This is a genomic window from Borrelia coriaceae (assembly GCF_023035295.1).
GTDB lineage: Bacteria > Spirochaetota > Spirochaetia > Borreliales > Borreliaceae > Borrelia > Borrelia coriaceae.
This window is the reverse complement of sequence record NZ_CP075099.1, coordinates 26,959-41,199: the sequence shown is the minus strand read 5'-3', so window position 1 is coordinate 41,199 and position 14,241 is coordinate 26,959. Positions and strand designations below refer to the sequence as shown.

Here is a 14,241-nt window from a genome sequence, read left to right as displayed (position 1 = left end):
TGATGAATTCCAGGTTATTAAAGCAGTTTTTGTGTAAAAGAGTATATAATTTATGTGATCAATTAAAGTAATCCTACCTGTTAACACAATTTTTTTAATTTATCCTTGATATTTTTAGATAAATTAATTGTACTTTTTACTCATCATTGCTAACTAAGGAACTTAATATATGATTATAATCATTTTTGTTATCTTTTCAATTTTTAATGGCATTATACATAACTACCATAGCTTGAATATCTTTCAAATGTTAACAACGTTTTTATATTTAGCGTTGATAATAATACAATTATTATCAAATTTACTGTGATCTAGTCCTTTTATTATCAAAAATTTAAATACACACAATAAAAGGTTCACCGCCTTAAAGTAAGATAGTAAACCTTATTTTATTTATTTTATATTACATATTAAACTTTTTTGAACAGCTTATTTATACATATTATCTAGATCTTTAGTTTTACTTTTTGCAGTAGTTATAGCTTGTTTTACTTCTTCAAGTACTTTGTTTACTGTCTTCATGATTAAGGTTTCTACTGCCCCTACTAACTTACTTGCTGCGGCCACTCCTACTAATTGTACTGCCTTGTTATCAGTACCAGCACTGTCTGAAGCTAATTTACCACCTTTAACTAAAGAACGTAATGCAATTCCTGCACTTACTGCCCCCGGCTTTATTCCAGCTTTTGCTACATTAGTGGCAGATTGTCCTCCTCTTGCAAATGATAACGCACTTGTGCCAGCACTTGCCTGACCGCCTGATATTCCTGTCTTCGCATCTGCTTCTTTTGAATTAAATATTTCTGCTAGCATCTCAGAACCAGTAACTGTTGACACTATTGCTGCTGCTTTACCTGAATCCCCTGCTGTTGGATTACTAGTATCTGAAGCTAAAACTTTAGCTCCATCCTGTTGTAAGGAAGCTATTCCTGTATCAGTCAATTCAACACTACTTTTTTTGGGTTCGTTAATACTTACACTTTCTGCTGCTTTTATTATTCCTGTCAATGCTTCATATGCTTTTTTCAATTCAACATCATCTGCCTGTGCCCCTTGCTTATTACTGTCTACCTCACCTATTTTCAAAGTCTCATCACCACCTATTTTGGCCAACAAACTTAAATTTTCTACTAATTTAATTAAAGTTTCATTTGCCTTGTTAACTGTTCTTGATAGAATATCTCCTTTAGATTTTTGAGAATCCCCTTCTTTTGTTATTATTTGTTTTAGTTTTTCTAATACTACTTGAATTTGTTTACTTAATCCATCAAAATGCTCTCCTACCTGTTTTTTAGTTGTATCTTTAGTTACAGTAAATCCCATAGAGCCTGCCACTAAATCTAAAAAGCCAAAAAATGTTTCTCCGGCCTTATCTAATAAATTAATAAGGTTATTATTATCAGCAGCCATATCTTGAGGTTTTGAATCTGCTTGTTGTGAACACCCTATAATAAGGGATAAAAATAAAGAGATAAATAATGTTGCACAAATACTTTTTACTCTAATATTTTTAATATTTATTTTCATATATTACGTGCCTCCTTGTTTACCACCCTTTAACCAAAGAGGCCAGACGAAAAAAGCACAACAACTATTATACATAAATAAAACTGCTTTCCCTTGAATAAATTTATTATTTAATTTGACTATTTATTTTATTATTAACACCAGCTTAAGTAATAGATAAGTATATCTTATAGATAACTACGTGTTTGAATCACATAATGATTTTAGGGCTTTGTTAACTTTTTGTTAAATCAAATTCTCTGATAAAAAAGGTTTAGTATCTAAACAAATATATACTAATCCGATTAGATATATACCATAAAAATGGCTTATATATTCTATCTCTCTATTAAAGAATAGATAACATATTGATTTTAATTTTTTGAATTCAAATAACCAAACATAAGAAGGTTTACAAATACCTATCTTATGTTTAATTTTTAATTTTAGTTATATTATTTTCTTGTTCTATCAACAACTGTTTTTATTGTATCAAGTGTTATTTTTATTGTCTTTTTAATTAACTCTTCCACTGTTCCTATTAATTTATTAGCAGCCATTGTTCCTGCACCTTGCGATACTACCTGTAAGTTTGATGTTGCTCCCAATTTGCCACCTTTGATTAACGAACGTAGAGCGATTCCTCCTGACACTGATGATACCGTTGCAGTACCTTGTGCTAAATTACTTACAGTACTTCCCTTTGCAAATGCTATTGCACTTGTGGTTCCATTTACATTGCTTGATATTGTATCACTATCGTTTGAACTAGTTATTGCTGACAATATTTCTTCTCCATTGACTTTAGATATTATCGCTGTTGCTTTTGCTTCATCATTTGCTGTTGGAGAATCGGTTCCTAATATTCTAATTCCGTGTTCTGGATTACTGCCTCCTATTGTTGATACTGCTATATCTGATGTTTTTAATTCTGTGATGGCTTTAGATTTTTTTGCTAATTCTACTATTCCTTTTAAAGCATCAGTAGCTTTTTTCAATTCACCTCCACTTGCTGCTACTCCTGCAGCTGCTGATGCTGCCCAACCTACCTTCTCACCATTACCTATATCCTTTAAAGAATCTAAATGGCCTTTTAATGTGCTTAAAGTAATCTTAGCTGCATCAACAGCTTCTCTAATTGCTAAGGCTATTGATCTATCTGCAGAACCTTCTCCATCTCTAGCTCCTTCCCCTTCAGCTTTTTTCGCTAATGCTTCTAATTCTACTGATGCTTCACCAAGCTTTTCACCTAGTTTTTTAAAATGATCTCCTACCTGTTGCTTAGTTGTCTCTGTAGTTACTCTAAAACCTAATGTATCTGAGATCAACTCTATAAAAGAATAAAATGCATTCTCAGTACTTTTACCTACATCCATTAGTACTTCAGTTAACCTTTTTTCAGCATCTACACTCTCCCCTGAATTATTATAAGAAAGAAATAAAGAGATAAATAATATTGCACAAATACTTTTTATATTTATATTTTTAATATTTATTTTCATACATTACGTGCCACCCCTTATCAATTTAGAAAAACAACTATCCCTAAATAGAGAGTAAATTGTTTTCATTTTATGAATTTATTATCTAGTTATATATGTATGACTAATTACGATTATTAATTTTTAGCTTCAATAGTTACAGTAGTATGATGAGAATTAATTTTCATAAATTATTTAATAACTATCCCCATTGAAGATTCAACAAATTTGTAAGTTTCGATAAATTTAAGATCGCAGACATATTTAAACATGTACACACTGAGCTTGAAAAATGTAAAAATAATACCAATAACAAAAACAGATTAAAAAGACCATAAAAAAATATTTCAGAAAAATGGATTAAAAATCCAATAATTTTAAATTAATGTAAAAAGTTATTCAAACAAGAACAATGCAATTAAATATTTGCACATCAAAATCACAAAAGATTCAAGCAGATTTAAATAAATATGATAATAAAAACACAGCTAAACCAAAGAAAATATATATAAGAATATACTCATTACATCTCTTAAATACTTTAAATTCGTAAAGTATATTCTACCCCCCCCTCACGTATAATGTCTGCTTATATTATAAGGTCTAACATCGTAATTTTCATACCTCTAATATGAAAATTAGTAAAAATCAAAAATTTGAAAAAACTCAAAAGAAGAGCCATACTATATGAATGGATAAAAAGTTAATTAAAGAGTACATAAATAATCTAAAAAACACTGCTATAGAAGATAAAACAGAATTTACTGATAGATCATATTTGGAAAAGCTGCTTAATGAACTTAAACCAAATCCAAACATCCAAATTCAACACGAGCCCAAGCGCCACAAAGAAAGTTTGGGCGCTCCCGATTTTATTATTAGAAATAACGGAAACATAATAGGTTATATTGAAGTAAAAAAAATTGAACAAAATTTGGATGACACATTAAAGAGCCCTCAAATTGACAAATACAAACAATTATCAAATAATATCTTACTTACAAATTATATTGAGTTTATATGGATAAAAAATGGAAATATTGACTTAAGAGAAGTCTTAGTATTTAAAACTGATTTAAAAAAAATCAATACAAAAATCGATCAGACTAAGTCAGACACAGTTATAAGTATTTTAAACGAATTTTTTAAAGCCCCTATTGAAAAGATTAAAAGTGTTGAAAAGTTAGCTAGTCTACTTGCAAAAAGAACAAAAACTTTAAAGGATTTAGTAGAACAACATTTGAATTTGTATATAGACTTAAAAAAACAAAGTACTTTAGTAGGAACTTATAATATCATTAAAGAGAATATATATAACAATGAGCTCAAAGCTAACGAGTTTGCAGACTCAATTGCACAAACTATTACATATGGATTTTTTCTTGCGAAATTAAATAATACAAATAATTTAAGAATTGATTTTGACAATATTAAAAAGTTCATACCTAATAATTTTGCATTAATACAAGATATACTAAAACTAATTGATAATATTGCAATTAGTAATGAATATGGTAATATAAAATGGATTTTAGAATCAATGTTATTAATGATATTAATAACATTGATTCTAAAACAATTTTTGAACAATTTTCATTTACTCAAAATAAAAACTCAAATGGTGAACATACAAAAGACCCATATCTATATTTTTATGAAGACTTTTTAGTTAAATATGACAAAAGCTTAAGGAAAAGTAAGGGGGTATATTACACACCACATTCAGTTGTTAATTTTATTGTGAGTAGTCTGAATAAAACTTTAAAATGTAATTTTAATTTAGAGAATGGTTTTGCAAATAGGAATAAAGTTACTGTGCTAGATTTTGCTACTGGTACTGGCACATTTTTACTTGAAGTCATTAAATGCATTTTAAAAGAAATTCCAAAGCAAACTGGAAAACAAAAAGACTACATCAATGAACATGTGCTTAAGAATATATATGGTTTTGAATATTTAATGGCTCCATATGCGGTTGCTCATTTGAAATTATCTCAATACTTAAGAGAGGTTTGTAATTTCAAGTTTGAAATTGAACAGTCAAAACCACAAATATTCTTAACAAATACTCTTGATTTAACAACAATCTCAAATCAGAAAAGTTTTAAAGCGTTCCTTCCTACAATTAGTGAAGAGAATAAAATTGTTAATGAGATTAAAAATAAACCAATTTTGGTAATTCTTGGCAATCCGCCTTACAATGCAGGATCAAAGAATAATAATGCTTATATCCTAAACTTAATTAAAAGTTATAAAACAATAGACAATATACCACTCAATGAAAAGGCAATAATTTCATTAAATGATGATTATGTCAAATTTATTAGATTTTCAGAACATAAGATTGAAAATGCTGATGAAGGTTTATTAGGTATTATTACTAATAATGGATTTTTAGATAATATAATATTTAGAGGAATGAGATATCATTTACTTAAAACTTTTGATGAAATTTATATTATTAATTTGCATGGTAACTTAAGGAAAAAAGAACAAACAGATGATGGTAGTAATGATGAAAATGTATTTGATATACAAACGGGTGTGGCGATTAGCATATTTGTTAAATATAAAGATTCAACTAAGAAAAATGAATTTGCTAATGTTTTTTACAAGAGCCTTAAAGGAAAGAGATTGGAAAAATATGAATTTTTAAGTACAAATGATATTTTTAGTATTGAATTTGAACAACTTAATGTTAAAGCTCCTTATTATTTCTTTGTTAAAAACAATTTAGATGATGAAAATTCTTACAAAGAAGGAATCTCAATTAAAGAGATATTTAAGGAATATAATATTGGAGTAGAAACCCAAAAAGATAAAATAGCAGTTGATTTCACCAAAGAAGAACTTTTAAATAAATTAAATGACTTGGCTTATCTTGATGAACAAACCGCAAGAAATAAGTATAATTTAAAGAGGGACTCTAGAGACTGGAGGTTGCCAATAGTTCAGCGGTTTTTAAAATCTACAAATATCGATGCAAAATATGTTAAAAAACTAGCTTACAAACCATTCGATAATAGATTTACTTACTACACTAACAGCAAAGGTGTTGTAAGTTGTCCATGTTATAAAATAATGAAACATATACTAAATATTGATAATAATATAAGTTTAGTTACAACAAGACTCCTGTCAACAAATAGATTTAAACATGCTTTCATTTCTTTTATCCTTGTCAATAGAGATTGTATTTCCAGTAAATCTTATTTTTTTCCATTATTTCTTACAGAAGAAGAAAAATCTTTAGAAAGTTCCCTAAAAGAAAATTTCAAAGAAAGTTTTAGAAACTTTATTAATGATAAATATCCTAAACAATTTAAGCCACAAGAAATATTAGGGTACATTTATGCAATACTCAATTCAAATATCTATAGAGTTAAATTTTATGAATTTTTAAAAATAGATTTTCCTAAAATCATTTTTGTAGATTCAGTTGAAACCTTTGAAAAACTTAGTCATTTAGGAACTAACTTAATAAACGCTCACTTACTAAAAAATACGAATAAATTAGATCAAAGTATTGGTACGCATATATCAAATAGCAATGAAAAACACATTGTACAAAAAATTGAATACATAAAAGAAACAAAAGAAATTATTTATAATAATAACAGCAGATTTACAAATGTACCTTGCAATGTATATGAATTTGTTATCGGAAATTATCAAGTAATTAAAAATTATTTAAAGTACAGAAAAGGTAGAGAATTAAATATTGATGAAATTGAACACCTTGAAAAGGTTATTCGAGTGATTCATTATACAATTGATATTCAAAATCAAATTGACTTAATAACTTGTAAACTTCAGGAAATTAATACTTAAAATTGAAAATTATAAACCGAACTATCATTTTATCACAAAGCAATAATATAAATACCTTATAAAACATCACTCTCAATAACACCACTACTTGCTGCCCCACTTACTACTTCTAGAACGTCTTCAATTATATTATCAAGTTTTCATTAAAGAATTTGCTTACAATGGCATCAACTGTAACAGCAGTAGGATTACTTCCATTCTTCATATCAGTAACAATTCTCTCAAAAGCTTTTTTCAGTTCTTTATACAGTCTCTTTAATATTTTTAATAAGATATTCTCACCTCAGATTTTTTATAGAATACTGAAACTTAAAACACCCACAAACATGTTCCAAAAGAAGTAAGAACAATTAAGAAATCATTACCTAAATTAGCTAATGAGGATAAGAAATGATTTTTCTTCTCAAGTTCTTCTATCCCATTATTACAAGAAAAGAATATAGAGATAAATAATGTTGCACAAATACTTTTTATTCTATTTTTCATACATTACGTGCCACCCCTTATCAATTTAGAAAAACAACTAACAAAGATTTGAATTAAAGGAAACAAAAGCCAAGAACACTATGCTCCTAGTTTTATATTTACTAAGAATTTAGACAATCCTTCTACTACTTCTGAATTAGACTGAGTATCTATTAAATACTTATTAAGTATAATAGTCCAACATTCTATAGTTTTAAGCTATGGCTTAGTACAAAAGTAATCAAGTATATTAGAATCATCACCTTTATTGTAATTGAAATAAAAACTTATCTATTATTTTTAAACTATTAAAAGAAATATCACCGAACTATAAATGTATCTTTTTAGACTCTTGAATAAAATGCTTGCAATAATACCTGACAGGTACCATATTTAAGTGTTTTATTGCTAAGAAGCATAAAATAATAATTAACAGATTGTATTTCCATCTTTGATTTAGCATCCGGTTTTTTAACTACTCTTAATTTAGTCCTAGTAACCTATATTTTTTTATATTTTATTCTTCAGAAATGAAATCCACATCTTCTAATTATTTTCTTACATATGATATATTCTCAAGCACTGGACCTGGTAAATTTCCACATAAACAACTAACTGTTTATTGCCTGAACATAAATATTTGTTTATCTTTCCATATAGATATATTCTTGTAACATTTACTAATGTAGCATACAGAAACTATAACGATTACCATAACAGAATTTGCATTCATTATATCTCTATTGTATTAACAGTATTTAATATATTACTTTTTATTATATTATTTGTATTTTGCATTTTTTGTTATTTTATTTGTCATATTTAACTCTTGTACCATGAATATTTAAAAATAGGTAAATATAAAAAAATTACAAATTTACAATACTTTTAACAAAAAAATTAATAAGGGCTTTAGAAAACATTGAATTTACAAAAACTTGAAATAAAAGTTTAGAGCTTAATTAAGAATTCCACTAAGAGTTCTTAATTAAGCTCTAAAGGCTACTTGAAATGATCATAGTACAGGTAGTACTCAAATAAATAGCACTACTAACGATAATTATCGTACACCAAATCCAAAATAAAATCAACTAGCTTGGGTTTTTTATATCATTATTACTTTCCAAAAAAATTTATCATTATGTACACAAAAATAGAAGTAACGATTAATATTATTATAAGTAAGATAAATTCAATACACTATTTCCCATCTTAAACGTATTGTATCAAAATTTATCATCTCTTTTCATTCATTCCCTTTAAATTTACATTGTTGTCTTGTATTGCATAACTCTTTCTTTAAAGTAGAGATATCTCCTTTTAACTCTACTTCGATAGAGGCTAATATCTCTTTTTTTGAGTTATTCTCTAAACTAACGGTCTATTGGTCAAGTGAACTTACTTTTTTCTCTTAAAATTTCAATATCATAATTGTCATTATGAAGTAAAATGAAATCTAAACACTTTTTGAGTATAAATCTTGTTCCTAAAAATCTTCTATTCTATACGTTTCATACGCTAAATTACTTATAAATATTCCTTACTTAATTTTCTCATTGAAAATTTCAAATTCACTTTGTAATTGCTTCAGCCAATCCTTTTTACTTGAAAAAAGAATATCTAATATAAAACCTGTGAATTTTGCATTTTTCTTATAAAAATCATAACTTTCTTGACTCTTCAGTTGCAAATGTAATGGTTTTATCAGGTTGTATTTGGACTTTTTCAATTTACTTGATGTGGTTCTCAAAAATGCAATCGTCTGTGTAATTCCATTTTCTATGACATAGTTCTCCTCTAAAGTTCCATTTGCCAAAGCAGTTGCTATTTTTAAATAATCATAAGCCTGACTTCTTGCTAACTTATAATCTTTAATAAAATCTTCAAAGATTCTATACCCATCTAATTTATAATATTCATTATCCTTTATTTCTTTTAAAATTTTTATAGCTTCCATTTTATAATAAATTTCTTGTTGAAAATTAGATTTTAACTTTTGTTTTAGTTTATTATAATAACTTTTCATTTCATCAACTGTCTCTAAATTTCTTTTATTTATTATAATATCCATTTATGACTCCTTTATGACTACGCTAAAAAATAATGTCCAGTTAACTGGACATTAAAATTCTTTTTAAAAGATTATTTAATATAATTTTATATTCCAATATATAATCTTTATTCAAATTAAATGAATCATTTTTTGCTATTTTTTTATTTAGATCTTCTCGTTCTGATACTAATCCTAAAAAATTTTTATCTTCTTTAAGTAAATTAAACAACTCTTTATGTGTATTATTCTTCTTAAATCTTGTTATTATTAAAAAAACAGGAATTTCTATAGCTAGGTCATCGACAGAAAAATTTAAAAGCTCCAAACTCTCAACAGACCACTTCTCAGCAGTCATAGGTACTATTATATAGTTACTAACTACAAGAGCATTGGTCAAAGTATAATCCAAACTCGGATTAGTATCTAAGATTATATAATCATAATCTAGTGCTAAATTTTGCAGTTGTTTTTGTAATTTAATCTCTTTAAATGTTATAGCTTCTTTATTAAACTTGTGCAGGCTTAAATAGCTAGGAATTAAATCTAGATTGCCTTCAATATTTATTATTGCATCACAAATGCCTAGGTTATTCTTTAAAACTTCATATATATTAACAGTTCTTAAATCAATATTTTGTTTTTCTATTTCCATAAAAAAGTAACTAGTAACTGAAGCCTGGGTATCCATATCTATTAAAAGCACCTTATAATCTTTTGCCAGAAGAGTCGCAAATATTAAACAAGTTGTACTTTTCCCAACACCTCCCTTAATTGAAGCAATAGTTATTATTTTTGTCTTTTTATTATCCATTTATTTATAAAACTCCCATCTGATAACTTTTCATTGTAGAATTCATATACTTGTTTTTCTAGATTTATAAGTTTTTCTAACAAAGATTTGTAATATTTCGTATCGATTTTTTCCTTTTTAAGTAAGTAAGCAATTCCTTTAATATAACAAAATACACTGCCTTTTTTAAATCTAAATTCTACGTAATAAACTTTTGAAAATGTAGATGACTTTGTAACTCCATTTTCTTCATATCTTGTTACGAGATTTTGTATTGGCTTCCTATAACCATAATAAATACCTAAAAATTTATCATCATCTTTCAAAGCAAATAAACTAAAAAGTTCTACTTTCGATTGATTAAATAAACCCCTAAATGCAATAAAAAACTTATATTTTTGTCTTTTATCTACCCCAAATGTAAAGAAATCCATCATAATTTTTGTATGATATAATGTTTTACTGTTGTTACTTTCTATTTTGGAGAAGATGGATTTAGCTCTTTTTCCCTTAATTTCTAATTCTTTTTTTTTGAGGCGTTCTAATACATTTTGCATCACTAATCCTTAACTTGTAATCTTTTTAAATTTTCCTTTTTCTGGATAATCTTTATCATTTTCTATTAATTTTAAAAGTTCATAGTAATAGTAGTTGTTAAATACCTTATTGTATGTCAATTTTTTTTGTTTATTCAAGTAATCTTTTAATATCGGTACTACAATTGATTTATTTATATGTCTTAATTGTTCAATGAGTATACTGAATATATTGTTCCTAATGTTTTTTTCTTCTCCTTTAGAATCTGTTAAAACATATTTGACTGTGTTTTTAAGTTTGCTTATTATCTTTTCTAAATCATTGTATTTATTGTTTTCTATGATAAAGTGGGGTTTGTTTTTATATTGTTCATATACTTTTTCTACTTGTATTTTTAACTGTTTATTATCATATCCTTCATTCTTCAGACTAGTCCTTGTATTGCTCAATATTCTATTTAATTTTTTTTGTTTACTTTGTAGCTTGTCGTTTTTTTGTTTAATTTTATTGTATACGTTATCTTCGGCTTTTTTGATCGCTTTCAATGCTTTAATCTTGAAAATTTTTTCTGTTTCTAAATCCAAAATAGTGAAGAAGGCGTTTGTCTTGAAATTGCATTTTTTAGCATATTTTTTTACTTGTAATCTTTCTATAAATTTTTTGTTTTTCTTTTCTTCTTTTTTATTATAAGTATTATAATAACACTCCTCTTTTTCTACACTACTATTTTTAGTGTAAAGTTTTTTGAGATATGCATTAACACGGTCTTTATGCCTTGTCTCTTTTTTTTCCCTAAAGTGTTTATTGATTATATAGTAACATGCTTTTTTATTGTATTTAAGTTCATAGTGTATTTCAGTACCCATATTTACGCCTAAATGTCTATGGTAGTTATTAGTTACTTTAAATATTTTTTCTAGTTTGTAAAGATAGTTTTGTAGTGTTTTAAGTTTAACAGGCTCTTGACCATTTTTTTTTATATTATTATTGAAATAATAAAGTATGTCGCTTTGGGTATACTGATCTAGGTTTGAGTTCGCGTAATTTAATGTTGATATTAAAACAATTAATTTGTGTTGGTATTTGTTTATAGGCTTTTTTGTGTTACTCATATTAGTCTCCTGTACTATGAATTTATATTATTCATAATAACTTAATATTGACTAAAAAGTAAACTGTTCTTTTGGTAAAAATATTTTTTTTGTATAGCTAATTAATTAAAAGTTAAATATGAATATAAATATGACAAAAATAAATGATAATGATGTGAACGTTAGGATGAAATATCTTTTTTGATACAGGCAAAAGATGTTTGGCGGTTTTGAAGTAGTGGCATATTAGAGTTAAGAGTAGCTTAACGGTAAGTAAAATAGGATTTAAGCTTTTAGTAATGAGTAGATTTTAGTGTTTTAAGCTTAACAATAAGATTGATAGTAGTGTAAAATCAATTTTTGATATTAAAGGTTTAAATATTTTTAAGGTTGCAAGGACTAAAGATGTTTCTGTTTAGGTATTTATACGTACAAATGAGATGTTAAGATTAATGATGATACATTAGAGATAGTCTATCAGTAACATATATGTTACTGATAGACTATCTCTAATGTATCAGATATTATATAATAAATAAGGGGATTTATATGGGACTTGTACAACCAGTAATTACACAGCAAATGGTGATATCCGAATTAATTAAAGCAGGGATAAATAGAGAGATTGCAACAGATTTATCTTATAGATATTATAAGAATGAACTTACTTATAAAGATCTTGAATATTTAGAGACTACCTTTAATGTTAAATTAGAAATGTTAGAACGTACTTTAAAGTCTGAAATTATAGCTGTGAGGAGTGAGTTAAAGTCAGATATAAAAGATTTAGATAATAAGATAGATACTAAATTTAATGAGTTAGATAACAGGATAGAGAATGTGAGGAGTGAATTAAAGTCAGATATAAAAGATCTAGATAATAAGATAGATAGTGTAGAGAGTAATTTAAATGTAAAAATAGAGAATGTGAGGAGTGAATTAAAGTCAGATATAAAAGATTTAGATAATAAGATAGATACTAAGTTTAGTGAACTAGATAATAAGATAGACCTTAACAAGATGGAACTGGATAATAAGATAGATAAGACAGCGTCAGAGTTTAGGAGTACATTAAAAGTGCATAATTGGATGTTAGGAACAATTATTACTATATGTGTAGGAATTTTATTGACACTAATCTTTAAATGAGTCACTATTTTTAAATAAGTAAATGTACATTAAGGAATTTTCTAATTAAATTCATGTTATAGATGACAATTTTATGTCAAAGTCAGTAATTTTTTTGTTTAACTTTAAAATAAAAGCACTAATGTAAAAAAGAAAATATAATTTTACATTAGCACTCTTTATATAATTTTATTTTTGTTTAATATTTATTTTTTAATTTTATTAAGTTCAGCGTTTAATATATCTATAATAATTGTGTCGATTGCGGTTACTACCTTGCTAATGGCAGTAGCTGCAGCTTTTTGAATGTTTTTTGCATATTCAGTGTTATTACCATTTTTATGTCCAGCGAATTTGCCGTCTTTACTCATAGCTTTTAGTGCAATAGCAGCAGCAAAGTCAGCGTTACTTTTTGCACCGACACCATTAGTGTTATTAGTTCTACCAACGATTAATTGTCCAGCATCGTTATTGGTGTCTTTAATATATCCTTTGTTGTCAACATCTGTTGTTGCGTTTTCTATTTTATTAAGTATGTCTAATGCATCAATTTGAGATATTACGTTAATAAGTTTGGAAACGTCTTCTTCGTTAGCACCTCCGCCTTTAAGATCGGCACCGGCACCACCGTTAATGGCAGCAATTGAGTTAATATTATTACCAGTAATATTATTATTAGTTTTTGCTTCAATGTTTATTTTAGCTTCTTTTGCAATTTTAATGATTTCTTTTATTCTGTTGATGATATCTTCAACGTTATTTTTATTAGAAATAAGAGCAGCTTTGGTACCTGTATTATTAATTGCGCCAATTTCAGTGTTGTTATTATCAGTAGTTTCAGCTAATTTTTCTATAGCATTTATTATTTTTTCAATGTTTGTAATGATATTATCATTGTTTTTAGTTTTTTCTTTTAATGCATTTTTAAGAACTGTTAGTCCTTCTGCTGTTTTTTTGAAGTGAGTGCCTATTTCGTTTCTTTTGTTATTAGGTTCAAATTTAACAATGGAAAATTTTTTGAATATTTCAATAATTTCGTTTGTAGATGGGTTATTGATATCTATGTTTTGGATAGCTTGTTGTATTTTGTTTGTTAAGTTTTCTAGTGAAATGTCATGTTTGTTTGTTATTTCTTGATTTGTAGCTATTGTTGTTAGAGTTTCTAGTGAAATTCCATTTTGATTAGAAATAGAGTCAGCAATGAGTTCACAACTAGTTAACATAGACATCATAGCAATAACACTCAAAGGTTTTTTAAGATTTTTCATTATAAATTTCCTCTCCTTAAATTATATAAATTGAAATATAGTGCATAGTTTTTAAAAAAGAGGAATTTTTTTGATAAAAATTGTTGATAGG

12 protein-coding genes are annotated in these 14,241 nt (G+C 26.6%); 4 read left to right on the top strand and 8 right to left on the bottom strand.

All coding sequences use genetic code 11. The annotated features are described in order from the left end of the window. Nucleotides 1–429: 429 nt before the first annotated feature. On the bottom strand, nt 430–1,527 hold the full coding sequence (locus bcCo53_RS08645; protein WP_025408646.1) for a variable large family protein: 1,098 nt from the start codon (nt 1,525–1,527) through the stop codon (nt 430–432). A 434-nt stretch (nt 1,528–1,961) separates the two neighbouring features. Then, on the bottom strand, nt 1,962–3,008 hold the full coding sequence (locus bcCo53_RS08640) for a variable large family protein (protein WP_025408647.1): 1,047 nt from the start codon (nt 3,006–3,008) through the stop codon (nt 1,962–1,964). A 391-nt stretch (nt 3,009–3,399) separates the two neighbouring features. Between bcCo53_RS08640 and bcCo53_RS08635 the strand changes: the two genes are divergently transcribed. The 3 genes from bcCo53_RS08635 (at nt 3,400) to bcCo53_RS08625 (ending at nt 6,818) form a co-directional block, all read left to right on the top strand. Then, nucleotides 3,400–3,540 carry a hypothetical protein gene (locus tag bcCo53_RS08635; RefSeq protein ID WP_172641935.1) on the top strand — a complete coding sequence of 47 codons (141 nt, stop codon included), beginning with the start codon at nt 3,400–3,402 and terminating at the stop codon, nt 3,538–3,540. A 138-nt stretch (nt 3,541–3,678) separates the two neighbouring features. Then, a complete protein-coding gene (locus tag bcCo53_RS08630) occupies nt 3,679–4,656 on the top strand; it encodes a hypothetical protein (protein ID WP_241766577.1) in 978 nt (325 codons plus the stop codon). Further along, nucleotides 4,542–6,818 (top strand): type ISP restriction/modification enzyme, encoded by a 2,277-nt coding sequence (locus bcCo53_RS08625; RefSeq protein ID WP_246938491.1) that lies wholly within the window; start codon nt 4,542–4,544, stop codon nt 6,816–6,818. The genes bcCo53_RS08630 and bcCo53_RS08625 overlap by 115 nt, the downstream gene beginning before the upstream one ends. Nucleotides 6,819–7,127: 309 nt before the next feature. Here the strand turns inward: bcCo53_RS08625 and bcCo53_RS08620 are convergent, their stop codons facing one another. From bcCo53_RS08620 to bcCo53_RS08600, 5 genes are all read right to left on the bottom strand, one after another. Then, nucleotides 7,128–7,304 carry a hypothetical protein gene (locus bcCo53_RS08620; RefSeq protein WP_155806419.1) on the bottom strand — a complete coding sequence of 59 codons (177 nt, stop codon included), beginning with the start codon at nt 7,302–7,304 and terminating at the stop codon, nt 7,128–7,130. 1,519 nt (nt 7,305–8,823) lie between these two features. After that, nucleotides 8,824–9,354, bottom strand: coding sequence for a chromosome replication/partitioning protein (locus bcCo53_RS08615; protein ID WP_025408648.1), 531 nt, complete (start codon nt 9,352–9,354; stop codon nt 8,824–8,826). Nucleotides 9,355–9,394: 40 nt separating this feature from the next. Next, complete coding sequence (locus bcCo53_RS08610) at nt 9,395–10,147, bottom strand: ParA family protein (RefSeq protein WP_025408649.1); 753 nt, start codon at nt 10,145–10,147, stop codon at nt 9,395–9,397. Beyond that, complete coding sequence (locus bcCo53_RS08605; protein WP_028328190.1) at nt 10,123–10,683, bottom strand: DUF226 domain-containing protein; 561 nt, start codon at nt 10,681–10,683, stop codon at nt 10,123–10,125. Before bcCo53_RS08605 ends, bcCo53_RS08610 begins: the two co-directional genes overlap by 25 nt. A gap of 9 nt (nt 10,684–10,692) precedes the next feature. Continuing rightward, a complete protein-coding gene (locus bcCo53_RS08600) occupies nt 10,693–11,775 on the bottom strand; it encodes a plasmid maintenance protein (protein WP_025408650.1) in 1,083 nt (360 codons plus the stop codon). A 528-nt stretch (nt 11,776–12,303) separates the two neighbouring features. Between bcCo53_RS08600 and bdr the strand changes: the two genes are divergently transcribed. Next, the gene (gene bdr / locus bcCo53_RS08595) at nt 12,304–12,903 is read left to right on the top strand and encodes a Bdr family repetitive protein (protein ID WP_025408651.1); all 600 of its coding nucleotides are present in this window, start codon (nt 12,304–12,306) and stop codon (nt 12,901–12,903) included. A 185-nt stretch (nt 12,904–13,088) separates the two neighbouring features. Here the strand turns inward: bdr and bcCo53_RS08590 are convergent, their stop codons facing one another. Further along, nucleotides 13,089–14,150, bottom strand: a complete 1,062-nt coding sequence (locus bcCo53_RS08590) for a variable large family protein (RefSeq protein WP_025408652.1) — start codon at nt 14,148–14,150, stop codon at nt 13,089–13,091. Between the last annotated feature and the right edge of the window lie 91 nt (nt 14,151–14,241).